The sequence below is a fragment of the Nocardioides sp. genome (assembly GCF_050246775.1).
In the GTDB taxonomy this organism is placed as follows: domain Bacteria; phylum Actinomycetota; class Actinomycetes; order Propionibacteriales; family Nocardioidaceae; genus Nocardioides.
The window spans coordinates 1,324,945-1,348,965 of record NZ_JBFWVK010000001.1 but is presented as its reverse complement, the minus strand read 5'-3'; the positions used below and the strand labels follow the sequence as shown (position 1 = coordinate 1,348,965).

General features: G+C 69.0%; 24 protein-coding genes, 2 tRNA genes and 1 other RNA gene. 19 read left to right on the top strand and 8 right to left on the bottom strand.

Annotated elements, in window-relative coordinates; translation table 11 throughout:
* The first annotated feature begins 81 nt into the window (after positions 1–81).
* The 3 genes from AB7I40_RS06370 to AB7I40_RS06360 all read left to right on the top strand — a co-directional run bounded on the left by AB7I40_RS06370 (position 82) and on the right by AB7I40_RS06360 (position 1,590).
* Positions 82–171 (top strand) — tRNA-Ser (locus AB7I40_RS06370).
* Positions 172–494: 323 nt separating this feature from the next.
* Entirely contained in the window at positions 495–968 is a 474-nt protein-coding gene (locus AB7I40_RS06365) for an AAA family ATPase (RefSeq protein WP_428344202.1), read from the top strand.
* Positions 969–1,008: 40 nt separating this feature from the next.
* A complete protein-coding gene (locus tag AB7I40_RS06360) occupies positions 1,009–1,590 on the top strand; it encodes a hypothetical protein (RefSeq protein ID WP_428344201.1) in 582 nt (193 codons plus the stop codon).
* A 252-nt stretch (positions 1,591–1,842) separates the two neighbouring features.
* Here the strand turns inward: AB7I40_RS06360 and AB7I40_RS06355 are convergent, their stop codons facing one another.
* Entirely contained in the window at positions 1,843–2,484 is a 642-nt protein-coding gene (locus AB7I40_RS06355) for a histidine phosphatase family protein (protein ID WP_428344200.1), read from the bottom strand.
* 299 nt (positions 2,485–2,783) lie between these two features.
* Between AB7I40_RS06355 and AB7I40_RS06350 the strand changes: the two genes are divergently transcribed.
* Both AB7I40_RS06350 and AB7I40_RS06345 read left to right on the top strand, forming a co-directional pair.
* Positions 2,784–3,677 carry an AAA family ATPase gene (locus AB7I40_RS06350; protein WP_428344199.1) on the top strand — a complete coding sequence of 298 codons (894 nt, stop codon included), beginning with the start codon at positions 2,784–2,786 and terminating at the stop codon, positions 3,675–3,677.
* A 7-nt stretch (positions 3,678–3,684) separates the two neighbouring features.
* A complete protein-coding gene (locus AB7I40_RS06345) occupies positions 3,685–5,046 on the top strand; it encodes a vWA domain-containing protein (RefSeq protein WP_428344198.1) in 1,362 nt (453 codons plus the stop codon).
* Positions 5,047–5,051: 5 nt separating this feature from the next.
* On the opposite strand, the gene AB7I40_RS06340 is transcribed toward AB7I40_RS06345, so the two are convergent.
* Positions 5,052–6,515 carry a lipase family protein gene (locus AB7I40_RS06340; RefSeq protein ID WP_428344197.1) on the bottom strand — a complete coding sequence of 488 codons (1,464 nt, stop codon included), beginning with the start codon at positions 6,513–6,515 and terminating at the stop codon, positions 5,052–5,054.
* Between the two features lies 1 nt (position 6,516).
* Complete coding sequence (locus AB7I40_RS06335; protein ID WP_428344196.1) at positions 6,517–6,966, bottom strand: putative T7SS-secreted protein; 450 nt, start codon at positions 6,964–6,966, stop codon at positions 6,517–6,519.
* 121 nt (positions 6,967–7,087) lie between these two features.
* On the opposite strand from AB7I40_RS06335, the gene AB7I40_RS06330 reads away from it, so the two are divergent.
* Positions 7,088–8,653, top strand: a complete 1,566-nt coding sequence (locus AB7I40_RS06330) for a potassium/proton antiporter (protein WP_428344195.1) — start codon at positions 7,088–7,090, stop codon at positions 8,651–8,653.
* Here the strand turns inward: AB7I40_RS06330 and AB7I40_RS06325 are convergent.
* Together AB7I40_RS06325 and AB7I40_RS06320 are read right to left on the bottom strand one after the other, a co-directional pair.
* Positions 8,650–9,177: a LytR C-terminal domain-containing protein gene (locus tag AB7I40_RS06325; protein ID WP_428344194.1), complete on the bottom strand. Its 528-nt coding sequence runs from the start codon at positions 9,175–9,177 to the stop codon at positions 8,650–8,652. The genes AB7I40_RS06330 and AB7I40_RS06325 overlap by 4 nt on opposite strands.
* Entirely contained in the window at positions 9,177–9,473 is a 297-nt protein-coding gene (locus tag AB7I40_RS06320) for a type II toxin-antitoxin system VapB family antitoxin (RefSeq protein ID WP_428344193.1), read from the bottom strand. Before AB7I40_RS06320 ends, AB7I40_RS06325 begins: the two co-directional genes overlap by 1 nt.
* Positions 9,474–9,527: 54 nt before the next feature.
* On the opposite strand from AB7I40_RS06320, the gene AB7I40_RS06315 reads away from it, so the two are divergent.
* Together AB7I40_RS06315 and AB7I40_RS06310 are read left to right on the top strand one after the other, a co-directional pair.
* On the top strand, positions 9,528–10,160 hold the full coding sequence (locus AB7I40_RS06315; protein WP_428344192.1) for a LysE family translocator: 633 nt from the start codon (positions 9,528–9,530) through the stop codon (positions 10,158–10,160).
* A 38-nt stretch (positions 10,161–10,198) separates the two neighbouring features.
* Positions 10,199–11,812, top strand: a complete 1,614-nt coding sequence (locus AB7I40_RS06310; RefSeq protein WP_428344191.1) for a helicase HerA-like domain-containing protein — start codon at positions 10,199–10,201, stop codon at positions 11,810–11,812.
* A 35-nt stretch (positions 11,813–11,847) separates the two neighbouring features.
* Here the strand turns inward: AB7I40_RS06310 and AB7I40_RS06305 are convergent, their stop codons facing one another.
* Positions 11,848–12,027 carry a hypothetical protein gene (locus tag AB7I40_RS06305; RefSeq protein WP_428344190.1) on the bottom strand — a complete coding sequence of 60 codons (180 nt, stop codon included), beginning with the start codon at positions 12,025–12,027 and terminating at the stop codon, positions 11,848–11,850.
* Positions 12,028–12,120: 93 nt separating this feature from the next.
* Positions 12,121–15,975 (bottom strand): type VII secretion protein EccCb, encoded by a 3,855-nt coding sequence (gene eccCb, locus AB7I40_RS06300; protein WP_428344189.1) that lies wholly within the window; start codon positions 15,973–15,975, stop codon positions 12,121–12,123.
* A gap of 193 nt (positions 15,976–16,168) precedes the next feature.
* Between eccCb and AB7I40_RS06295 the strand changes: the two genes are divergently transcribed.
* From AB7I40_RS06295 to AB7I40_RS06275, 5 genes are read left to right on the top strand one after another with little or no spacing between them, the layout of a single operon-like run.
* Complete coding sequence (locus AB7I40_RS06295; protein WP_428344188.1) at positions 16,169–16,483, top strand: WXG100 family type VII secretion target; 315 nt, start codon at positions 16,169–16,171, stop codon at positions 16,481–16,483.
* Between the two features lie 25 nt (positions 16,484–16,508).
* Positions 16,509–16,796 (top strand): WXG100 family type VII secretion target, encoded by a 288-nt coding sequence (locus tag AB7I40_RS06290; protein WP_428344187.1) that lies wholly within the window; start codon positions 16,509–16,511, stop codon positions 16,794–16,796.
* Between the two features lie 40 nt (positions 16,797–16,836).
* Complete coding sequence (locus AB7I40_RS06285) at positions 16,837–18,138, top strand: EsaB/YukD family protein (protein WP_428344186.1); 1,302 nt, start codon at positions 16,837–16,839, stop codon at positions 18,136–18,138.
* A gap of 6 nt (positions 18,139–18,144) precedes the next feature.
* Positions 18,145–18,402: a hypothetical protein gene (locus tag AB7I40_RS06280; protein WP_428347929.1), complete on the top strand. Its 258-nt coding sequence runs from the start codon at positions 18,145–18,147 to the stop codon at positions 18,400–18,402.
* Positions 18,403–18,453: 51 nt separating this feature from the next.
* Positions 18,454–18,855, top strand: coding sequence for a hypothetical protein (locus tag AB7I40_RS06275; protein ID WP_428344185.1), 402 nt, complete (start codon positions 18,454–18,456; stop codon positions 18,853–18,855).
* A gap of 71 nt (positions 18,856–18,926) precedes the next feature.
* On the opposite strand, the gene AB7I40_RS06270 is transcribed toward AB7I40_RS06275, so the two are convergent.
* Positions 18,927–19,012: transfer RNA gene (locus tag AB7I40_RS06270), tRNA-Ser, on the bottom strand.
* An 85-nt stretch (positions 19,013–19,097) separates the two neighbouring features.
* Here AB7I40_RS06270 and ffs point away from each other — a divergent pair.
* The 6 genes from ffs to AB7I40_RS06240 all read left to right on the top strand — a co-directional run bounded on the left by ffs (position 19,098) and on the right by AB7I40_RS06240 (position 24,011).
* Positions 19,098–19,188, top strand: an RNA gene (ffs, locus tag AB7I40_RS06265) — signal recognition particle sRNA small type.
* Between the two features lie 29 nt (positions 19,189–19,217).
* Positions 19,218–20,363, top strand: coding sequence for a cation:proton antiporter (locus AB7I40_RS06260; RefSeq protein WP_428344184.1), 1,146 nt, complete (start codon positions 19,218–19,220; stop codon positions 20,361–20,363).
* Between the two features lie 10 nt (positions 20,364–20,373).
* Positions 20,374–22,446 (top strand): DNA polymerase III subunit gamma and tau, encoded by a 2,073-nt coding sequence (locus tag AB7I40_RS06255; RefSeq protein WP_428344183.1) that lies wholly within the window; start codon positions 20,374–20,376, stop codon positions 22,444–22,446.
* A gap of 13 nt (positions 22,447–22,459) precedes the next feature.
* Complete coding sequence (locus tag AB7I40_RS06250) at positions 22,460–22,813, top strand: YbaB/EbfC family nucleoid-associated protein (RefSeq protein ID WP_428344182.1); 354 nt, start codon at positions 22,460–22,462, stop codon at positions 22,811–22,813.
* A gap of 6 nt (positions 22,814–22,819) precedes the next feature.
* The gene (gene recR / locus AB7I40_RS06245) at positions 22,820–23,419 is read left to right on the top strand and encodes a recombination mediator RecR (RefSeq protein ID WP_428344181.1); all 600 of its coding nucleotides are present in this window, start codon (positions 22,820–22,822) and stop codon (positions 23,417–23,419) included.
* Complete coding sequence (locus AB7I40_RS06240) at positions 23,412–24,011, top strand: DUF5063 domain-containing protein (RefSeq protein ID WP_428344180.1); 600 nt, start codon at positions 23,412–23,414, stop codon at positions 24,009–24,011. Before recR ends, AB7I40_RS06240 begins: the two co-directional genes overlap by 8 nt.
* Positions 24,012–24,021 lie beyond the last annotated feature (10 nt).

The window sequence follows — 24,021 nt, the reverse complement described above, 5'->3', positions numbered from 1 at the left end:
ACGAGCAACGTTGCAACCACGTTGCAACGGCCCCCGGCACCTGATTTCGGCCCCGTCCACTGCTCTAGTAGCCTTCTCCGCGGTGGCGTGTCCGAGCGGCCTAAGGAGAACGCCTCGAAAGCGTTTGTCGGTGCAAGCCGACCGAGGGTTCAAATCCCTCCGCCACCGCCAGTGGGCTCCGGACCAGAATCCGTAGTCCGAAAGACGAAGACGCCGTCTCGTGGTCCTGGAAGGGGCCGCGAGGCGGCGTCTTCGTGCACGAGCACCGCGGACCATGCCGGTTGCCGTGCTCGGCGGGTCTGCGCAACGGTGCCGCACGCCGGTGACAGGCAACCGACGTGCCATCGAATTCCACTGACGCGGGGAAGGGGCTGTGACCGCGACGACCCGACTCGGACCGCAGGACCTGGCCTCCGCCACGTGCCAACTGTCAGCACTGACGTGAGGAGGCACGGGACCGGAACCTGTCCTGTGCGACTCCCTAGAGTGAGCCCATGTCCCGAGTGATCTTCATGTGCGGACCTTCCGGGGCTGGCAAGTCGACCTACGCACAGGGGCTGGAGCAGGACGGCATGGTCCGGCTGTCGTTCGACGCTGAGGCTTGGAAGCGCGGCATCTTCGTCGTGCCCTTCCCGCCCGGAGTCCGCGAGGACATCGAGGCACACCTGCGGGCCCGCCTGCTGGAACTCGTCGCCCACGGAATCGACGTCGTCCTCGACTTCTCGTTCTGGTCCCGCCAGATGCGCAGCGACTACCGCCGTCTCCTCGAACCCACTGGGGTGGTGCCCGAGACGGTCTACCTCGCAACCGACCGGGCCACCGTCCTCGAACGCGTCCGCGCCCGGCGCACCAGCCACCCCGACGACTACCTGCTCGACGACGACCTCGCCGCTCACTACTTCGACCACTTCGAACCGCCCACTCCCGACGAAGGCCCCCTCACCGTTATCCCCTCGCCGAGCCAATGAACCCGGACAGTGCTGGTGAACTGTCCACAGGAAGGACGACATGCTCAACGCCAGGACCCGGGCCCCGCATGGACTCGTCCGCACCGCGTTCATCGCCACACCCCTCACGACGGACCTTGTCGAGCCCGACTACAACGCCTACATGGCCAGCCCAGAGGTGATCGGAGCACACAGCGACGGGCGCTGGCCGATCGACGGCTTCACGCTCGATGACAACCGTGCCCTGGTCGCTATCCATCAGGCCGACCACGAAGCCGGCCGGGCGTTCACCTACCTGCTCATGAACCCGACCCGAACCCAATCCCTCGGATGTCTCTACCTCAACCCGCTCCGCGACTACCTGGTCCGGGTTGGAGCTGCCCCCGAGACACTCCAGCAGTTCCCGGCCGAGTCAGCCATGGTGACGTTCTGGCTCCGCCAAGACATGGAGCACCTCACGACCGACGTCGCCACCGCAGTGGACGACTGGCTGCAAAACGAGTGGCCACTCAGGCGTGCCTTGTTCCGTGCGCTACCCGCTGAGCATGAGTCGATCGCGGCCTTCGAGTCGCTCGACCTAGTGAGCGTCGCCCTCGAACTCCCCGAAGAGTCACGCCCCTACCGCTGGTACCGCTCGCGTTGAGGCAGCTGTGAACGTCCGGCGCACCGGCCGGCCCCGAAATCAGCAAGGGGGCCCGACCCGGTGGACGCTGCTGGACCCCACTCCAGAGCGTCCACCATGGTGGCCCCTTTGTGTTCGGGTCCCATACCCCCCGGTAGGACCCCCGAACAGTGATGAAACGGAGCACCTCGAACCTCATGACGCGAAATGACAGCGATTTCTTTAAGAGTTTTCGCCGATCGCGACGGAACCCGTCGCCGGGGGCGATTCTGGCTATCGCAGGGGGTCGGCGGCGGGGCCGGACTGCCCTGCTTCGGCCACCACGTGCTCGTCCCAATCCGTGACGATCCAACCCTCCGGGCCACCGTCGAGCCGGATCAGGCCGGTGTTGCGCAGCGGATGCTGACGCACGTGGTCGAGGGAGACGTTGCGCACGCGCGCCCCGCACCAGGTGCGCAGCATGGCGCCGTGGCTGATCACCGCGACGGACTCCGCGCCGGTGGCCAGCACCTCGCTGATCACCCGGTCGAAGCGGGCCAGCGCCTCGAAACCCGACTCCGCCCCGGGCAACCGCGATCCCAGGTCTCCTCGGACCCACGACAGTGCAGTCTCGACGTACGCCTCGGCGTGCTCGGGGAGCGTGGACATCTCGTGATCGCCGGCGCCGATCTCGACCAGGCCATCGCGAAGCGTCGGTTCGATGCCGCGTGGGTCTGCCAATCCCGCCGCCGTACGCCTGGTGCGCAGGCGGGGCGAGGCGAACACCCGGTCGATGTGCTCCTCGGCCAGCGCCGCGGCCAGGTCGCTGACCTGTCGCTCACCGAGCTCCGTCAGGTCGGCGCCGGGGTGCGCGGTGTCCAGAGCCCGGGACACGTTCGAATGGGTCTGGGCGTGGCGGATCAGGAGCAACTGCACCCCGCCAGCCTGTCAGTTCGCCGTAGGGCGGTGAACACCGCCACCGGGAAGCAGGTGGGATTGCCGGGGTGCGGGGACCGGGGATGGTCTGGGCGCACTCCGGTTCGCCTTGCGGCGACTGCTTCCCGGCGACGGCTGAACAGGGTGAGGGTTGGCCGGTCCCCCTGCCGGTGTGGACATCGTTGTTGCGTCGGGCTGGTGCTGTCTGTCGAACAGGGAAAACTTTACGGTCCCGAGACCACTGGTACGAACCTGCCAGACCTGAGGCTTGCCGTCGACCCTGGCCTATGCTGCCGCGGGTGACCTGGTTCGCCTCGCCTGACGATGTCGGCACCCGACTGAGAGCCCTGGGCTACCTGCCTGACGCAGCCACCAGCACCACGGCCTTCCTCGCCGGTGAGCTCGAGAAGCCCCTCCTGATCGAAGGCCCGGCCGGCGTCGGCAAGACCCAGCTGGCGAAGGTGGTGGCCGCCGCAGCGGGGGCCGAGCTCGTCCGGCTCCAGTGCTACGAAGGCCTCGACGAGGCCCGAGCACTGTACGAGTGGAACTACCGCAAGCAACTCCTGCGCATCCAGGCCTCCGGCTCCGACCAAGCCTGGAGCGAGACCCACGACGACATCTTCACCGACGAGTTCCTCCTCACCAGGCCGCTGCTCACCGCCATCCGCCGTTCGGGGCCGACCGTTCTCCTCATCGACGAGGTGGACAAGACCGACGTGGAGGTCGAGGGTCTGCTCCTCGAGGTGCTCAGCGACTTCCAGGTGACCATCCCAGAGCTGGGCACCCTGACCGCCGTACGCCGCCCCTACGTCGTCCTCACCTCCAACGCGACCAGAGAGCTGTCCGAGGCCGTCAAGCGGCGGTGCCTCTACCTGCATATCGACTATCCAGATGCGGAGCGGGAACGCGAGATCCTGCTGTCACATCTGCCTGACCTGGAAATGGCCCTGACCGGCCAGGTCGTGGCCGTGATCGCGGAGCTGCGGCAGCTGGAGTTGAAGAAGTCTCCCTCGATCGCCGAGACCATCGACTGGGCACGCACCCTGGTGGCCCTGCAGATCGAGACTCTCGACCTGGAGGCCGTCTCGCGCACCCTCGGTGCGGTTCTGAAGCATGCCTCGGACCACGACAAGGCCCTCAGAGAGCTCGCGAAGCCGGCCCTGCGTCAGCGCCTTCCGACCGCCGGGCAGTGAGGTTGCGGTGGCACTGATCGAGCGGCACGTCGACTTCGTCGAAGCCCTGCGGGCCGCGGGGCTGCCGGTCAGCCTCGCCGAGGACATCGATGCCGGGCTGGCGCTCACCTCGGTGGATTGGTCCGACCGCGAGGTCATGCGCGCCGCGTACGGCGCCACCTTGGTCAAGCGGCAGTCCCACCGGACCACGTTCGACGCGATCTTCGACCTGTTCTACCCAGCACTCCTGGGCAGCGGTGTCGAGGTGGAGGACGGGCCGGACGACGTACCGTTGCGCGACGGTGCCCAAGCGCTCGAGGATCTGCGCGACCGACTGGCCGAGGTCCTGGCTTCGACGGATGCGCAGGCGGCACAGCGCCTGGCCAGGGAAGCCGTGGGCACGTTCGGTGCGATGCCGGGGCGGGGCCCTGGGATGTCGAGCTGGTCCTCTCACCAGGCCATGCAGCGCGTCGATCCAGAGAGCCTGGTCGAGCGCGTGCTGCTCGCGCTGGGCATCGATCCGCTCGACCACGAGGCCCGGGCGGAGGTGACTGCTCGCGTGCGCGGGTTTCGCCGCCTGGCCGAGGCGGACGCTCGGCGTCGTATCGCTGAGGAGAAGGGGCCCGAGCACGTCGCTCGCAGCACCTTGCGCCCCAACGTCGACCGGTTGGACTTCATCTCTTTGCGGCAGGACGACCTCGCCGAGATGCGTCGCCAGATCCAGCCTCTGGCCAGACGGCTCGCCACGCGGCTGACCAAGGAGGCACACGCGAGCCGGGGACGTTCGCTGGACTTCCGTCGGACCGTCCGCGCGTCGATGTCGACCGGTGGCGTCCCGATCACCACGCACCACAAGCCTCGTCGGCCGCATCGCTCGGAGTTGGTGGTGCTCTGTGATGTCAGTGGCTCGGTGGCCAACTTCGCCCAGTTCACCCTGCTGCTGGTCTTCGCCCTGCGCGAGCAGTTCACGAAGGTCCGGGCATTCACCTTCGTCGACACGGTCCACGAGGTGACCGACCACTTCGTCCCCGGCGCGGATGTCGCGGAGGTGATGACGGAGCTCGCAGCCAGCGTCCGGCACGCGGCACTGTGGGGCCGCACCAACTACGGACGGGCCTTCACGACGTTCAACTCGGCCCATCCCGAGGCCCTCGGGCCGCGCTCCAGCCTGTTGATCCTCGGAGATGCTCGGTCCAACCACAGCGAGCTGGCCCTCGACGAGCTGCGCCGCATGGCGGGGGCGTCCCGTCACTCCTGGTGGCTCAACCCGGAGCATGGCCGGCACTGGGGAACAGGCGACTCCGCGGCTGTCGAGTACGGCGAGGTGGTGGCGATGGTTGAGTGCCGCAACCTGACCCAGCTGGGGGAGTTCGTGCACGACCTTGTGTGAGGTGCTCACCGGGTGACCACGAAGGATTGGGCAGCGGACTTGTGCGCCTCCAAGAACCCGTCGAGCGACCGGCGCTGCTCGACGATGCCCGGTGCGGTGGACAGGTCGGCAGCGTGCGCACCGTGCAGGTAGTGGGCTACGTCGTGCTGCTGGCCGCCGGCGCGGGAATCGTCGAAGTAGACGGTCACGTGGTTGCTGGTGGGCGAGTTCCTCTCCCCACTGGTCAAGGGCACGATGTCGCCGGCATTTTCCAGCGACAGCACCTGGGCTCGGTCGGGGATGTCGCCTGGGGCGATGGGCGAGCCCAGAGTGATCACGTTGGTGATGTCGAGCTCCGGATGCTGGCGCACCAGGTCGACGGCCAGCATCCCGCCCATCGAGTGACCCACCATCAACACGGGCTGGCCCGGCTGGATGCCGGCCAACTTCATCGCTTGGCGGACGCCGTCGCCGTACGTGGTCTCGCGGCCGGCGGTGAGCAGGAGGTCTGCAGCCCCGTCCCGTGCCGACCCACCCTCGGGTTGAGGCAGGAACTGGTCAGTGCCGGGCGCGTAGAGGATCCATCGGATCGTGCCGTCGGAGGAGTCGAGACGCTGGACGGTGATCGCGCCGTCGGGCTGTGGCAGGTCGGTGGTGCCGTTGATCGCGGCAAGATTCTCGACCAGGTCGGCGAGACTCCTGGGGGTCGCTGGCACAGGCGTATCGGCCTCATCCAGGTGGCTGAGCAGAGCGGGGCCCTCGGTGCCGCCGATCCGGGCCAGGGTGCTCGCCGCCTCCTCGGTGGTGAGGTGGGACGGCAGGAAGGCGGGCCCGCCCGGTCCTGGCCAGGTGCTGGCGGCGAGCCCATCGAGCAGGCCGCCTGCACCGTTGAACAGATGACGCTCGAGGGTGGGATGCCGCAACATCCAGTCCGTTCCTGATTCCGCGAGGCTCCGGGCGAGCGGGAGCGCCCAGGGACGCACCCGCGGCGACATCACGACGGGCATCGCGAGAGCGGCCCCGGCCACCACCATCGGCAGCGCCGTGCCCACAGCCCTGCCCAACGCGTAGTCGACCAGCTCCATGCTCTGATGCGCGAGCCGGTCCTGTTCTTCGATCATGTCGATCGCGGCCCGGATGAGCCTGGCGTCGGTCTCCCACGCCACTGACGACTCGAGGACCCCGTCGGGTCCGGCAGTCGCGGCACCAACGGCGGCTTCGACCGCGGCGAACGTGGCGGGAGACAGGACCGAGGACTCCAGCAGCTCGGGACTGAGCAGGACCTGGCCGTTGAGGGCGGCTCGGTCCCGCAGCCTGCTGCCCAGGTCGTCGTAGGTGTCGGCCAGGGCCCGCACCTCGGCGTAGGCGGCAGTCAGGGCGGCGGCGCGCTCGACGGTGGGGTCACTGGCCCCGCCAGACACCTCGATGATCGGCGCAGGGACGGGGTCACTGGCCTGGCCGACTCGGTCGGGAGCGGGGGACGCTGCCACGTCAGCGCCCCAGCCCGGGCAGGCGGACCCCGAGCCAGTCCAGGTGTCCCGGGGGTGGGGGTACGAACCGGTCCAGGGCCTCATCGACCGGATCAGGCGTCAGCGCCGCCACCCCGGCCAACGCCTGGTGGGTCAGGCTGGTGAGTCGTGCTCGGGCGCCGTGCACGAGTGCCCGGGCTCGGTGCTCGACCTCGGCGATCACCTGCTTGAGATGGTCGACGGCGGCGGCGTGACGCTCCAGCGCCACGGCTGCGTCATCGTGTCGGTGGGCACACTCCAGCAGTTGCTGCAGCCGACGTTCGGCAAACGCTCGCATGGCGTCGGCCGCCCGTCCGGTCCAGCGCACTGCTGCGACCTGCTCGCTCAGCCCCCTCGCCTCGCACCGGAGGTCGGTCGCCCGGTCGCGCAGCTGGTGAGCCAGTTGCCGGATCTTCGCGGTGTCGCCGTACATGTGTCCCTGCCTTTCGCCACCAGCAGGTCTTCCCACCCCGTCCGCGCCGAAACACACGGCGCTCCACCCTGTGGAAAACCGATAGACTCGGGCTCCGCCGCCGCCTCTCGACGGGACGACCTTGACCTTCGACGCCCACCAGCTCGACACCTTTCTGTTGGTGGGCTCCGTCGTCACGATCCTGGCGATCCTGGCCGTGCGACTGTCCTCCCGGGCGGGCCTGCCCAGCCTGCTCATCTACCTCCTGATGGGCGTGGGCCTCGGCGAGTCCGGGCTTGGCGTGAGGTTCGGCGACGCCGAGCTCGCGCACGCGCTGGGGTTCGGGGCGCTCATCATCATCCTCGCCGAGGGCGGTCTGACCACGAACTGGCGCGAGATTCGGCCCGTGATGCGGATGGGGTTGTCGCTGGCCACCATCGGTGTAGCGGTCTCGGTGACAGTCATGGCTCTGGCCGCACACTTCGTGCTCGGCCTTCCCTGGGAACTCGCCGTCCTCCTGGGTGCCGTCACGTCATCGACCGATGCCGCGGCCGTCTTCTCGGTGCTGCGCGTCGTACCGCTGCCCCGTCGCCTGACCGGCGCCCTGGAGGCGGAGTCCGGGCTCAACGATGCGCCCACCGTCGTGCTGGTCACGCTCGTCTCGAGCGGTGCCGCCGCCGAGCACGGGGTCCTCTACATGGCGGGGATCATCGCGTTCGAGCTGCTGGCAGGTCTCGTCATCGGCCTAGCGGTCGGCTTCGGTGGCGCCTGGGTGATGCGCCGGGCTGCCCTGCCGTCATCGGGGCTCTACCCGCTGGCCGTGCTGGTCCTCACGTTCCTGGCGTACGCCGTGGGAGCCGCGGTGCACGCCTCCGGCTTCGCCGCGGTGTACGTCGCCGCGCTGGTGCTGGGCAACTCGGACCTGCCCCACCGAACCGCCACCCGATCGTTCTCCGAAGGCGTGGCGTGGCTGGCTCAGATCGGGCTCTTCGTGATGCTCGGCCTGTTGTTGTTCCCGAGCCGGATCACCCTGCACAGCGTGGGACTCGCTGTGGCCGCGGGGCTGGTGCTCACCCTGGTCGCCCGGCCGCTGTCGGTTCTCGCGAGCTCGATCGTGAGACCGATGAGCTGGCAGGACACCGCCTTCATGTCGTGGGCCGGCCTGCGTGGAGCGGTCCCGATCGTGTTGACGACCATTCCGCTCGCTGCAGGTGTGAACGGGTCCGAACAGCTCTTCGACATCGTCTTCGTGATGGTGGTGATCTTCACGATAGTGACCGGCCCGACCCTGCCCTGGGCCGCGAAGGTCCTCGATGTTGTCCAGCGTTCAGAACCGCGGGACCTGGAGATGGAGGCTGCGCCGCTGGAGCGGGTGGCTGCGGACCTCCTCCAGATCACCATCAGTCCCCAGTCGTTGATGCACGGGGTCGAGGTCGGTGAGCTTCGCCTCCCGCGGGGAGCCTCGGTCTCCATGGTGATCCGGGACAACGAGACGCTGGTGCCCGAGCGGCGTACGGTCCTGCGCCGTGGCGACGACCTCCTGGTCGTCACCCCCCGCAAGGTGCGCGACGCCACGGAGCAGCGGTTGCGCCAGGTCTCGATCGGCGGCCGACTGGCTCAGTGGCTGGGTCCCGACCAGCTCAGCGAAAAGCGCGACAAGCGGGGCGAGAAGCGGGGCGCGGAGCATCGCACCGACTGGGGCGACTAGTTCGCGACGCACACCTCGGCGTCGGCGCGGACGTTGATCGCCTGAGGCCCCTTGAGGACCCGCGTGAAGTCGTCGCCGACCACCACGACGATGCCGGGGCCGAGCGGCTCGCCCGTCGACGCCGTGACCTTGACCCCGGGGCCGAGGTGTCGCAGCACCAGTTGCACGGCAGGGTTGGCGCGGTCGGGGGCCCAGACCTGGACTCGATCGACCTTGGCGGTCGCGGGGGCGTTGCCGCTGTCGCCGGGCGAGAAGCCGCGGGCGCCGAACTGCTTGATGGTGCGGTTGGCCAGTCCGTCGGTCACGCCGGCGTTGTAGACGCTGACCGTGACGTCCGAAGCGCGGAGCTTCGTCCCCTTGGTCAGCGTCGTGACGGTGCAGACGGCCTCGGGGGTGGGCGTGTCTCCGGTCAGGCTGGGTAACGGGGCGATGAGTTGGGACCATCCCCAGACGAGACCGAGCAGCATCAGGATGCTGAGCACGACGAGGGTGGTGGCGGTGCGCAGCCTCGGCCCGATCTGCATCAGGCGTCCGCGCTGAACACGCGGGCGTGCAGGACGTTGCGCTGCTGCAGGGCGGCACGCAGAGCACGGTGGAGTCCGTCCTCGAGGTAGAGGTCGCCACGCCACCGCACCACGTGGGCGAACAGATCGCCGTAGAACGTGGAGTCGTCGTCGAGCAGGGCATCGAGCTGCAGCGTGGCCTTGGTGGTGACGAGCTCGTCGAGCCGGACCTGGGTGGGCGGGAGCCCGGCCCAGCCGCGCGCGTCCAGACCGTGAGCGGGGTAGGGCCGCTCGGTCCCGACACGTTTGAAGATCACGTCGGTGACTATATCGAGGTGACCGATGTGGGTCCCATCACCCAGAATGAACCCATGCCCACGTCCAGTCAGTGGCTCGCCTTCCTCGTCGCCTCGATCCTCTTCATCCAGGTGCCCGGTCCGAGCCTCCTGTTCACCATCGGTCGTGCGCTGACGGTGGGTCGGCGCGATGCTTTGCTCTCCGTGGTCGGCAACGGCATCGGGGTGACCGCCCAGGTCCTGGCGGTGGCCGTCGGACTGGGGGCGGTGGTGGCTGCCAGCGCCACGGCCTACACGGCCCTCAAGGTCTGTGGAGCGGTGTACGTCGTGTGGCTGGGCATCTCCGCGATCCGGCATCGAGCCGATGCCCGGGTGGCGCTCGAGGAGGCTCGAAGACTCCCCGAGGCCAGGGGGCGCGCCCTGCGTACGGGGATGATCGTGGGTCTCACGAACCCCAAGACCATCGTGTTCTTCGTGGCCTTCCTGCCGCAGTTCACGAACGAGGCCGCAGGCCGCAGCGGACTGCAGATCGCTGTGCTCGGTTCCGTCTTCGGAGCGATGGCTATCGCTTCGGACTCCTGCTGGGCCATGGCGGCGAGCCGGGCCCGCGACTGGTTCGCGCGCAAGCCGGATCGACTCGACCACCTCGGCACCGCCGGTGGGGTGATGATGATCGGGCTCGGGGCGGCCCTCGTCGCCAGTGAGTAGCCTCCCGCTCACCCATCAGGCTGGTTAGGCTTCACCGCATGACCGAGACGCCGGCCGAGCAGCCGATCGCCCCACCCGTCGAGACCAACCCGATCGCCGCGGCGGTGGGACCGGGCTACGAGTTCGACGGGGCAGCCCTCGAACTCGGTGGTCTGATGCTCGGAAGCGACGAGCTGTCCGACGTCCACATCCGCATCCCCCTGGGCATGCTCAACCGCCACGGCCTCGTGGCCGGGGCCACCGGGACGGGCAAGACCAAGACCCTCCAACTGTTGGCCGAGCAGCTCAGCAGCAACGGCGTTCCGGTCTTCGCCGCGGACATCAAGGGTGACCTGTCCGGGATGAGCGTGCCGGGGCAGCCGAGCGACAAGATCGCCTCACGCGCGGCGAGTGTCGGCCAGCAGTGGGCCGCCAGGGGCTTCCCGACGGAGTTCTACGCCTTGGGTGGCCAGGGCACCGGCATCCCGCTGCGCGTCACCATGTCCTCATTCGGCCCGATGCTCCTGAGCAAGGTGCTGGGTCTCAACGACACCCAGGAGTCCAGCCTCGGGCTGGTCTTCCACTATGCCGACAAGGCGGGCCTGCCCCTGCTCGACCTGGCCGACCTGCGCGCGGTCATCGCTCACCTCAACTCCGACGAGGGCAAGCCGGACCTGAAGGAGCTGGGTGGCCTGTCGGCCGCCACGGCCGGTGTCCTGCTGCGCGAGCTGATCTCCTTCCAGGACCAGGGTGCCGACGCCTTCTTCGGCGAGCCGGAGTTCGAGTCCAGCGAGTTCCTGCAGGTCTCCGCCGACGGCAAGGGTCTGATCAGCCTCGTGGAGTTGCCCAACCTGGTTGACCGGCCGGCGGTGTTCTCGACGTTCCTCATGTGGCTTCTCGCCGACCTGTTCCACGACCTCCCTGAGGTCGGCGATATCGACAAGCCCAAGCTGGTCTTCTTCTTCGACGAGGCCCACCTGCTGTTCAACGACGCCTCGAAGGCCTTCCTTGACCAGATCGCCCAGACGGTGCGGCTGATCCGGTCCAAGGGTGTCGGAGTGTTCTTCGTGACCCAGTCGCCGACCGACGTCCCGGACAATGTCCTGGCTCAACTCGGATCGCGCGTGCAGCATCAGCTGCGCGCCGCCACACCCAACGATGCGAAGGCGTTGAAGCAGACGGTCAACACCTATCCCACCTCGTCGTACGACGACCTCGGCAAGGTCATCCTGTCGCTGGGCATCGGGGAGGCGATCGTGACGGTGATGAACGAGCGAGGTGCCCCTACACCGGTGGCGTGGACGAGGCTGCGCGCCCCGGAGTCATTGATGGGACCGGCCGAATCCTCCGCGATGGAGGCGGCAGTCAAGGCCAGTCCGCGCTACGCGAAGTACGCGACCTCGATCGACCGGGAGTCGGCCCGCGAGATGTTGGCCGCCAGGCTCGAGGCCGGCGCTGCCAAGGCCCAGGCTGAGGCCGAGGCGGCCGCCGAGGCGAAGGAGGCCGCTGCGGCAGCCAAGGAGGCAGCGAGGACCAAGAAGTCGACATCCGCACGCAAACAGGACGATGGCGGCGTCGTCTCGGACGTGGTGAACTCGGGGGCGTTCAAGGACTTCATGCGCACCGCAGCGCGCGAGATCGCTCGTGGCATGTTCAAGTCAGGACGTCGCTGACCCACGCACTGGCCTGATGGCCCTAGCCCTCTGGGTCAGGCGCACCACAGGACGCGCTCGCCGACCATGTCGGCCAAGGCGTGCACGCCGCGCAGGTCGTCGCGCCCGTTGAGCAGGGTGAGCAGGCCCTTGGCGTGCTTGGCCTCCTGGCGCTCCCGGGCCGCGAGGATCTGCTCAAGCTTGCGGTCGAAGTCGATGTCCGTGCCGGTGTTCATGAACTACCCCCAGTGGTGTGGTCGTTGAGATATCAATCATGAGCGAGTCAGTTGAAGAACATGTAGACAGTGGGTTACATCCAGATCACTTCCTCATCGGTGCTTCCGCTGGTGGTTCACGCAGGCGATCTGGACCGAGAGTGCTCCGCGACCGCGGGTGATGAACTGCGCCCGACCTGGCAGCGCTGGTTCACAGCGATGACCTCCGACCAGGGCGCCCTCATCTGGGCTGCCCGAGAGCAGGAAGCCAGCGGCTCCGAGCTCCCGAAGGCTCTGCATGACCGGCTCGAAGGCTCCCCGGGCAGCACCCCCGCTGCGTCGTGCCAGGAGGACGCGCAGCCCCACGTCGTGAGCTCGAGGGAACAACGCGATCAGGGGAGCCAGCGGGGAGCCGACCATCAGGTCGTAGTCGTCGACGATCACGAACACCTCCGGCCCTCTCCACCCGTGACGGTGTGGTGCTGACGACCCGCTGGGACCAGGGAGCCGCCCTACGAGCCGGACAGCGAGTTCGCTGAGCACCGTGCCGGTGGTGACCGGATCGGTCAGGTGGTGGAGCAGCTGCGGCTGGGCCACCGCCCCTTGGAGTGATCGCCGAGGGTCCACAACGACGACCTGGGCGTCGGACGGAGAGCGCGTCCGGGCGATCTCATGACAGATCGTGTGCAGCAGCGCGGTCTTGCCGGACCCAGCTTCGCCGAAGATCAGGGTGTGCGGATCGATCCTGCAGTCGAGCGTCACGGGCGCGAGCTCACGCTCGGCGAGACCGACCAACAAACCCGGTGAGTGATCGCCGGCCCGACGAACCTCCTCGAGGTCGACATGTGTAGGCAGCATCCTCAACCGGGGAGCCGGTGAACCCGGCCAAGCCGCCCGGGAACGCGAGACGAGATGGTCGACACCGGCGCGAAGGGTGCTGGGATCGGACTGCCCGTCCAGGCGCGGGAGGGCCGCGAGGAAATGCCCCTTGTCAGGGACCAGGCCCCGACCTGGCCGGTGCGGGACCCGTTGCGCGCGTTGGCGGTCGATCTCGGAGTCGAGGGGATCACCGAGGCGCAGTTCCAGCCGGCTGCCGAACAGGTCGCGGCTGGCTGGGCGGATGTCGGACCAGCGACTGGTGGTGGCGAGCAGGTGCACACCGAACGTCAGGCCGCGATCGGCTAGCTGCTGAAGGGTCGGCTCGAGGTCCTCGAAGTCGGAGCGCAGGGTGCTCCATCCGTCGATCACGAGGAAGACGTCTCCCCACCCGTCGCCGACCTCACCGCGGTGGCGCTGATCGCGGTATCGGTGGACAGAGTCGAGGTCGTGCGCAGCGAAGTGCTTCTCGCGCGCATCCAGGATGTCGCCGACCTCGGCCACGATCCTGCGTACGACGTCGGGGGTCGCCCTGGTCGCAATCGCAGCCACGTGCGGCAGCACGGCCAGGGAAGCGAAGCTCGAGCCACCGAAGTCGAGCACGAAGAACTGCACTTCGTGAGGAGTCGCGACCAGGGCCAGGGCGCAGACGACGGTCCGCATCAGGGTGCTTCTGCCGCTGCGGGGTGCACCCACCACGACCAGGTGGCCACCGGAACCTGCGAAGTCGAGCAGCAGCGGGTCGCGCCGCTGTTCCTTCGGGCGATCGACGCGGCCGACCGGCACGGTCAGGAACCCGCGAGCGCGCCAGTGAGGCGATACGAGGCCGAGGGCAGGGTCGCTGACCAGGTCGGGTAGCAGCGCATCGAGGGTGTCCGGCAGATCAAGGGGTGGAAGCCAGATCTGGTGGGCGGACGGCCCCTGTTCGGCGAGTCGAGAGACGGCCACATCGAGGATCGATCCGGCGACGGCAGGCCGACGTGTCGCTGGCGCCCCCGGAGTGGCCGGGTCGGGGGTGACCGCGGCTGTGAACGGGAGGACCTGCACCGTCCTCGGGGTGACGGGGTCGCGGTTTGGCAACGGCCCAGAGACCTGGACAGCGTGGAACCGCTGGAGCTTCGCGGTGCCCGTCTGCAGGAACCCCGCCCCGGGCTCGGGTGGCAACTCGTGGGCGATCGGACTGCCGAGGACCGCCCGGGAATCTGCCGCCGAGAAGGTGCGCAGCGCGATGCGGTAGGACAGGTGCGACTCGAGCCCGCGAAGCCGACCCTCATCGAGCCGCTGCGAGGCCAGCAGGAGGTGGAGCCCCAGGGAGCGTCCCAGGCGCCCCACTGCTGTGAACGTCTCGATGAACTCCGGCCTGGCCGACAGCAGCTCGGAGAACTCGTCGACCACGATCACGAGCGCTGGGAGCGGCGCCAGCTCGGCTCCAGCCTCACGGGCAGCCTCGTAGGCGGCCCGGGAGCAGACGTCGCCAGCGGCCCGGAGGATGACCTGGCGGCGCTCGAGCTCGCCGGTGAGCGCCTCCTGCATGCGATCGACCCGCGCCACATCGTCGATCAGGTTGGTGACCATCGCCGAGACATGGGGGAGCGCAGCCAGCCCGGCGAACGTCGCACCGCCCTTGAAGTCGACCAACACCAGATTCAGCTGTGCCGGTGACTGCCCGAGAGCCAGGGCCAGCACCAACGAGCGCAGCAGTTCGGACTTCCCGGAACCCGTCGCGCCCACCACCAGACCGTGTGGGCCGGCGCCGCCCTCAGCGGACTCCTTCAGGTCGAGATGCACCACTCCCGTCTCACCGTGGCCGAGGGGCACCCGCAGCCGTTCGTCAGGCAACGTTCGAGACCACCGCTGATGCACGTCGAGTCCAGGCAGGTCATCGACGTCGAGAAGCCTCATGACGTCCGTCGGTGCTGGCAGATCGCGGTTGCTGGTGGCCTGTCCGGCGAGTCGGCGGGCGAAGGCCTCCGCGACGGTGAGGTCGCAGTGGTCCGCAATAGCACGAGCGGTCGTCATCCCCGGACCCCTGAACAGGACGGTGTCAGCCTTTGTCTCGAACCGCAGGTGCGCCTCACTCACGCCAGGCGCCACGCCGGCAAGCAACGCCAGCGACGTCATCCTGGCCGGGATCGCCGACGTCGGCGGCGACGGGTGGCCGTCCACGACCAGCAGCAGGTGGCGCGAATCCGGGGGGCGGTGTGTCAAGCCCCACTGGCTCCACGCCTGTGGGTCCGACGACAGGAGTCGTCGTGCACCGGCCGCGTCGCCATGATGTGGGTGTCCGTTGTGCGGCAGCCACTTCAGCCAATCCCAGCGCTCCAGGTGCTCCTCGGCGACCAAGGCGGCGATCATGAGAGCACCGGGCGGGTGGCAGGCGGCTGCGGAGCAGACCAAGGCCCTCAGCAGGGAACGGCTGCGCTCGGCCGGTCCGCTGACGGCAATGTGCGTGTGGTCGCGCAGGTCCAGGCAGGCAGGCAGGTGCGACTGCGACGCGTGTACGCCGACAAGGCGGCGTGCTGCCGCGGCCGCACCGGGGTCGGTCCGACTGCCGGATCGCGTGGGTGGGGCAGCCAGGTCGACGGACAACGGCAGCCGGGCGAGGCCGTAGCGAACCGGCAGAGGACCGGCGTCGCCTCGAGGTGCCTCCCAGAGCCGATCGGTGTGGGAGGCGGGCAGGGGCAGACAGGCCGGATCGGGGTGGTGCCAGAGCAGCGCCCGGCGCTGCTGGCCGGCAAGCTCGCGCAGGTGGGTCCGGGTCTCGTGCAGTCGACCTAGGTAGTCGGCGCGCTTGTCGTTCATCCTGCGCAGGCGTTGCTGACGCTGCCGGTCGACCTGGAGGACGACGAATGCGACGCTGGCCAGCACGAACGCGGCGGCCGCAACGACCGTGCGACTTGATGTGCCGTGCTGGCTGCCCATCTGGGTCATCAGAGCGATGGAGGCGACACTCCCCACCACCGGCAGGGCACTCGACAGGACCCCGGCTGGGCCCTCGGTAGCTTCCACCTCGGGTGGTGCCTCCACCAGCAGTTGACCGGTGGGCACGACGGGCCGATCGGCGGGCCAGAGGTGCTGCGGACCAACGCTCATGTCACCTCCTGAGTAGCGCCGGGTCTATGACCGTAGAGAGGCAGGGGCGCCTCGGCCAGCACCGATTCGACGGCCTGTGGAACACACACACCCGATCTGTGGAAAAGCAGGTGAGCAGGTTTCGTCGGCCTCGGCCAGGGAACGGCTCGTCATCAGTGGGACGAGCCACGTCCTCGCCGAACAAGGAGTCCGCATGACCACACGCGCCATGGAGAACACCTCAGATGCCCTCGGTCAGTCAGTGATACTGACGCGCCAGGCGCGTGTCGACCTCGCTGCCCAGATCAGCGAGCTCAACGGCCGGCTCGCCGCCCTCGGCGCCCAGTGGCAGGGCCAGGGCGCGACCGCCTTCGTCCGGGTCCATCAGGCTTGGCATGAACAGGTCGGACGCCTGCTGGGAGCCCTCGACGGGTTCGCCGTGGCGCTCGAGCACACCGAACGGTCCTTCGACGCGACCGATGCCGACGTCACCGCGGCCTTCCACCAGTTCAGCAGCCGGCTGGGCTGAACAACCAACGAGAGGACCAATCCCCATGACCGATCTCAAGGTGAATCACGGCGGCCTCGACGTCGCCGCCGCCGACCTGAGCACTGCCTCGACACGGCTCCAGCAGCTCATCGCGGATCTGGAATCCCAACTCAACGCGCGTCAGCAGTCCTGGACCGGGGCCGCCAAGGATGCCTATGTCCCGGCCAAGGCCACCTGGACTACGGCCATCGAGTCGATGCGCGAGATCCTGCTCCAGCTTGGCCAAGCCGTGGACCGTTCGAACCAGGCCTTCGCCGCTGCAGATGTCGCCGGCAGCCGTCTCTTCGCATGAGGTGGCTCGGTCGGGGCGGGTGGAGTCGCCGAGCCTCAGGGTGACGGTTGCCTTCGGGTGTCGCCGTGCCGACGTGGTGCTGCCCGGAGGTGTGCCAGTCGCGGAGCTGGTCTCTGAGCTCGCGCCCCTGCTCGGGGTGCCCGAGTCCGGCTCGGGGCTGAATGCGTGCTCGTTGGTGAGCCTGACCGGGCACGAGTTCACGTCGACCGACACCCTGGCGACCCAGGGGGTGCGCGACGGTTCGGTGCTGGTGTTGTCGCCGGCGCCGGTCGGACCGGCTCCCCGGGTGTACGACGACCTGGTCGAGCTGGTGGCAGACATGCGGCCCAGGGCTCCCGAGCCGGCGCGCGGCCAGTGGTCGACGTACGCGGGTGTCGGCTGCCTCCTCGTCGCAGCGCTGTGCATGGTCCTCGAGCGGGGAACCACCGCTCCGGGCGCCGCGTTGGCGGGGCTGGCAGCCCTCCTGCTGACCGTGGCCGTCGTGTCGTCCCACCGAGGCGACGGCCTCTGGTCGGTGGGGTCGCTCGGCTGGGCAGCAGCTACGTGCGGCGTGGCGTCGACGGTCTCGATGGTGCCGGATGGTCCGTCCACGGGGACGCGTTTCCTCGCCGGTGGGGCCGCGGCAGCGATCGTGGGTCTCGTCGGGCTGATCGCCATGGGTCCGGCTCGACTGGCCCTGCTACCCGTCGTGCTTGCTGGTGGCGTGCTGGCCATCGACGGGTGGGTGCTCGCCCGGGTGTCCTGCGAGGCTGCCCTGGTCCTGCTGCCCACGGTGTGCGCCGCGGGAATCACGGCGGGGTGGTTTCCGGCGATGTCGCTGTCGTTCGCCTCGATCCGCCCCGTTGCCCTCTCGCCTCCCGTGGAGGGCAACTCTCCCGTGCTCCCTCTCGACGACCAGGCCGTTCGATCGGCGATCCGGCTCGCTGATCACGTGCTGATCGCCCTGACGACGAGTTCAGCGATGCTCGTCGTGGTGGTGGCGCCCTTCGCGGTCGGGTCAGGACTCGCAGGCACGTCGTTGCTCGCAGTCATCTCCCTGCTGTCGGCGATGCGCAGCCGAGGCAAGCCGATGTCCGGGGTGACCACGGCTGAGCTCTGCTCGGGAATCGCGGGAGGCGGCGCCTTGATGACCTCGATCGTGCTTCATCAGCCCGCGTGGCGCCCCGGTCTCGCGGCGGGGGTCGTGGTCCTCGGATCGGTGCTGGTGGGAGCCGGCCTGTTCCCAGGCAAACGATCCGGACGTAGAGCCCACATGGCCGATCTGATCGAGTCCGCACTGCAGGTGTCCCTGCTGCCGCTGCTGGTCCTGGGGATGGGACTGCTCGCCGGGGTCAGGGGGTGATGGGACATGTCTCGTCACCGCGAGCTGGCCGAGGCCGAACGCGACGGCCGTCATCGACTGGGCGCTGCCTTCGTGCACGGGATCGGACCTGGTGAGGGCGTTCCTCGGGGTCGGCCGCTCCGTTCCGTGCTGGCCGGTTCGGTGCTGGCCGCCCTGATGCTTCTCAGCGCCTATGCGGTTCGCGTCCTGGATGGCGACGATCGGTGTGACGCTGACCCGGGGTCGACGCGCACGCCAGATCCAGGACCCTGCCAGACGCGCTGACGGGTCGCAGGTGGGCCGACCCGGAGCGAGCTGCTGGAGCATGATGTCGGGATGGCAACTGCCCACACCTTCGCGATGGCACTTCGCACCGGCAACTGGGGCAGGGGCGGCATCATCCTGCCGTTCCACAAACCGGTGGTCGTCGAGCTGGCTCCACCCGACCTGCCTGAGGTGGTCGTTCGCTTCGTCGTCGGGTTGACCGCCGTGCCTCGGTGCTTGAGCGCAGCGGACCTGACCATGCTCCAGGTCGCAGACCCCGGTGGGCGGCCGGTCCTGCACGTCGACCGACGGACCGGACACGCGCTTCGCGCGGGGCTCGACCACACGCATGACGCCGCCAACTGGGAATTGCAGCTCGAAGGGAAGGACTCGCTGCTGGTGTTCTACTCGCGCACCGAGGACTTTCCCTCGGACGGGCTGCTCGACGACATCGCTGCGCGGCTCCTGGGCTGACTCCGGTCCGGAACATGCATCGGGGCCGGCTCCGAAGAGCCGGCCCCGATGTTTCCGCACGTCAGCGGCCGCGGAGGATAGGGGATTCGAACCCCTGAGGGCTATTAACCCAACCCGCTTTCCAAGCGAGCGCCATAGGCCACTAGGCGAATCCTCCGCCGAGGAGGTTACCGGTCCGCGTCGGCGCCGCGAAATCGCCTCCACTTTGTCCAGGGCGACGGCGCTCACCTACACTCTGCGACAACCCCCCACGTGGCGGCATCTTGCCAAACTCCCCCAGGGCCGGAAGGCAGCAAGGGTAAGCGAGCTCTGTCGGGTACGTGGGGGGCCTTTCCCTGTCCGGCGTACGCGAGGATGGGTCGGTGAGCTTCGCCCAGCTGTCGGTGGTCTGCCTGATTGCGCTGCTCGGCCCTGTGCTCGCGCTGGGCGCCACCTGGCGGCTGCCGGTGGTGCTGGGTGAGCTGCTCGGTGGCCTGGTGCTCGGCCAGTCCCTGCTCGGCTACCTCGATCCCGGTGACCCGACCTTCACGGTCCTGGCTGACATCGGGTTCGCCCTCGTCATGTTCGTCGTGGGATCTCATGTCCCGGTGACCGACCCATCGCTTCGCCCGGCGCTGGGTGTCGGCGTACTCCGCGCGTTGGCCGTCGGCGTCGCCTCGGCTCTGCTGGGGTGCCTGCTGGCCGCGGCGTTCGACGTCCCGCACGCCGCCCTGTACGCCGTGCTGATGGCGTCGTCGTCGGCGGCCCTGATCCTGCCGGCGCTCGACTCGACCGGCCTGACCGGGAAGCCGGTGCTCGAGCTGCTGCCGCAGGTGGCGATCGCCGACGCGGCCTGCATCGTGGCCCTTCCTCTCGTGCTCGAGCCAGCGAACGCGTGGCGAGCCGCGGGTGGCACCGCAGCCGTCATCGCGGCGACCCTGCTGGTCTTCTGGCTGCTCCGGCACTTCGAGCGCAACGGCGCGCGCGCCAAGGTGCACGACCTCTCAGAAGAGCGCGACTTCGCGCTCGAGCTGCGCGTCCAGCTCGCGCTGCTCTTCGGACTGGGTGCGCTGGCGGTGTGGCTGCACACATCGATCCTGCTTGCCGGATTCGCCTTCGGGCTGGCTGTCGCGGCGGTGGGCGAGCCCAGACGGCTCGCCAAGCAGCTGTTCGCACTCACCGAGGGCTTCTTCGGGCCGTTGTTCTTCGTGTGGCTCGGTGCCAGCCTGGACCTGCGAGCCCTCGCGGAGCACCCGCGACTGATCCTGCTGGGGGTCTGCCTGGGGGTGGGGGCCTGCCTGGCGCACCTGGTGGGCCGGTTGCTGGGTCAGCCGGTGCCACTGGCACTGCTTGCCTCGGCCCAGCTCGGGGTTCCGGTGGCCGCTGCCAAGGTGGGCACGGAACTGGGCGTCCTGGTCCCCGGTGAGGCCGCCGCCCTGATGCTCGGCGCCCTCGTGGCCATCACGGTGGCGGTCCTGGGCGGCGTACGGCTTGCTGGGCGCCTACCGGGTGTCGGAACGGGTGCGTAGGGTTCAGTTCGTGGATGCCCCCCTCGCGTTGTATCGCCGCTACCGGCCCGAGACCTTTGCCGAGGTCATCGGCCAGGATCACGTCACCGAGCCGCTGCGGGCAGCGCTGGCCAACAACCGGGTCAACCATGCCTATCTGTTCTCCGGCCCGCGTGGCTGCGGCAAGACCACGTCGGCGCGCATCCTCGCCCGTGCCCTCAACTGCGAGCGTGCGCCCGTGGCGGACCCCTGTGGGGAGTGCGAGTCCTGCCAGGACCTCGCCCGCGGCGGTCCCGGCTCCATCGACGTCATCGAGATCGACGCGGCCTCGCACGGCGGGGTCGACGACGCCCGCGACCTGCGTGAGAAGGCCTTCTTCTCTCCGGTCAAGAGCCGCTACAAGGTCTACATCATCGACGAGGCCCACATGGTCTCCACCCAGGGCTTCAACGCCCTGCTGAAGCTCGTCGAGGAGCCACCGCCACACCTGCGATTCATCTTCGCCACGACTGAGCCCGAGAAGGTGCTGCCGACCATCCGATCGCGCACCCACCACTACCCGTTCCGGCTCATTCCGCCCCGGCTCCTGTCGGCCTACCTCAGTGAGTTGTGCGAGCAGGAAGGGGTGTCCATCGAGCCGGCGGCGCTGCCCCTGGTGGTCCGCGCGGGTGCTGGATCCGCGCGAGACACGCTCTCGGTGCTGGACCAGCTCCTCGGCGGCGCCGGGCCGGAGGGGGTGACCCACATCCTGGCCACGGGACTGCTCGGCTACACCCCTGACTCCTTGCTGGACGAGGTCGTCGATGCCTTCGCCGCGTCCGACGGTGGGGCTGTGTTCGGAGTGGTCGACAAGGTGATCGAGACCGGCCAGGACCCCCGCCGCTTCACCGAGGATCTCCTGCGTCGCCTGCGCGACCTGGTGATCGTCGCCGCCGTCCCGGATGCCCCAGCGACCGGTCTGATCGACTGTTCCGAGGACCAGGGTGACCGCCTGGTCGCCCAGGCCGCCCGCTTCGGAGGCGTCGAGCTCAGCCGCGCAGCCGACCTGGTCGCGGCTGGGCTGACCGAGATGCGCGGCGCGACAGCTCCACGGCTCCTGCTCGAGCTGATCTGTGCCCGGGTCCTGCTGCCCGGCGCCGACGACTCGACCGATGGTCTGATGGCTCGACTCGACCGGCTCGAGCGACGCATGTCCGTCGAGGGCTCCGTATCCGCTGCCCCCCAGCACGCTCCCGTGGGGGGCGCCGCTGCGGGGTCCGCCCCACCGCGGCAGGTGCCGACTTCCGCCCCGGCCCAGACCCCGCCCCCGACGCCGGCCCCGGCTCCGGACGCGTCGGATCCCGGATCGGTCGCGGGTCTCACCGCGCCCGCAGCTGCCCCCGAGCCACCTCCGGCTCCGGCACCCTCGCCGGCGGTGGCGCCTCCGGCGCCGGTCGCCTCGAGCCTCTCGCTCGTCGACGTCCGCCGCCTGTGGCCCGACATCGTGGAGGCCACGAAGCTGCGCCGAAGGGTCACCTGGATCCACCTGACCCAACATGCGCAGGTGGTCGCGGTCGACGACGCGTCCCTGACGCTCGGCTTCGGCAACGCCGGTGCGCGTGACTCCTTCGCCAACGGCGGCAGTCTCGAGATCGTCCGGCAGGCCGCGATCGACGTGGTCGGCAAGGACTGGAAGATCGACGCCATCGTCGATCCGTCCGCCACGCCACCGGGAGCTCCGGGGACCCCGAGCCCCCGCCCCCCGGCTGAGTCGATCCAGACCGGTCCGGCCGCACGACCGGCCGACCCGCCTCGGGAGCCACCGCACCAGGCACCCGATGACCCCGACGGCCCACCCGCCTGGGCGGTGCCCGACGAGCCGGAGGCCGAGGTTCGCGCCGTCGAGGAGCAGGCCTCGTCGAAGGCGAGCCCGGAGGCCATCGCCAAGGCTCGCGAGGCGATCGGGCAACCGCGCGGTGCGGACGCTCCACGTCCCGATCCCCGGCTCGCTGACGCCGACGCGCACCGTGACGACCCAGATGTCGAGGACTCGGGACTGGCAGGCGCAGAATTGCTCCAGCGCCACCTCGGCGCCCAAGTCATCGAAGAGATCCCCCACGACTGAGAGGCATCACCCCATGACCGAGAACCCCTTTGGTGGGCTGATGGGCGGCGGTGAAGGCGGGTTCGACATGAATGCGCTGCTGCAGCAGGCCCAGCAGATGCAGAGCGACCTTCAGCAGGCGCAGGCCGAGCTCGCCGAGACACCCGTCGAGGGCACCGTCGCCGGCGGGGCCGTCAGCGTGACCGTGAACGGTGTGGGCGAGCTCCTCGCGGTCAACCTCAAGGTGGGGGAGTTCGACGGAAGCGACGCCGACCAGCTGGCTGACCTCGGCGACATGATCGTGGCTGCCTACCGCGACGCCAAGGCCTCCGCCGATGCCATGGCCAGCGCCCGGCTCGGGCCGCTCGCCGGTGGCTTCGGAGGCTGAGTTCGCTTGTATGAAGGCATTGTTCAGGACCTGATCGACGAGCTCGGACGACTTCCCGGGGTCGGACCCAAGAGCGCCCAGCGCCTCGCCTTCCACCTGCTCCAGGCCGACCCCGTCGACGTCCGTCGCCTCGCCGACGTACTCATCGAGGTCAAGGCGAAGGTGAAGTTCTGCTCCATCTGCTTCAACGTCTCCGAGGACGACCAGTGCCGGATCTGTCGCGACCCGCGACGCGATCCCTCGCTGCTGTGCGTGGTCGAGGAGTACAAGGACGTCGTCGCCATCGAGCGCACGCGCGAGTTCCGGGGCCGCTACCACGTCCTCGGCGGGGCCATCTCGCCGATCGACGGGATCGGTCCGGAGCAGCTGCGCATCCGCGAACTCATGATCCGGCTGGCCGATGGAGCCGTCACCGAGGTCATCCTGGCCACCGACCCCAACTTGGAGGGGGAGGCGACAGCGACGTACCTCACGCGAATGTTGCGGCCGTTGGGGTTGCGCGTGACGCGTCTGGCGAGTGGACTACCAGTAGGCGGTGACCTCGAGTATGCCGACGAGGTCACCCTGGGACGGGCATTCGCTGGGAGGCGATCGGCTGATGACTGACATCACGCCACAGATGGACAGCGAGACCGAGTATTTCGCGCAGCAGATCGCTGATCAGGTGGAGAGCTTCCTGGTCGCCGTCCAAGCCATCTCTCGTGACGAGGACGGCAGCCGTGCCATCTCGCTGCTCCTGCTCGAGGTGAGCCAGATCCTGCTGGCCGGCGCCCGTCTCGGTGCGCAGTCCGACTTCACGCCGGAGCTGGAGTTCCAGCCCGACGTGGGTCCTGACCCCGACCTCGATGCCATGCGGTTGCGGCTGGCGCGCATGCTCGACCCGGTCGACACCTACAGCTACAACTTCGATCCGTACGACGCCGAGCTCGTCACCGCCCAGCTCTCCGACGACCTCACCAGCATCGCCAGCGAGGTGGCCAACGGGTTGCGCCACTACCGAGCCGGCAATGTGGGTGAGGCGCTGTGGTGGTGGCAGTTCTCCTACGTCTCCTCCTGGGGCAACGACGCGAGCGCCGTACTGCGCGCCCTGCAGTCGATCGTGACCCACAGCCGCCTCGATGCCGAGTTCGAGATCGAGATCGAGCAGGTCGAGGCCGCCGCTGAGATGCTGGGCTCGGAGGCTGACGTCCCCCGCTAGAATCGACGGC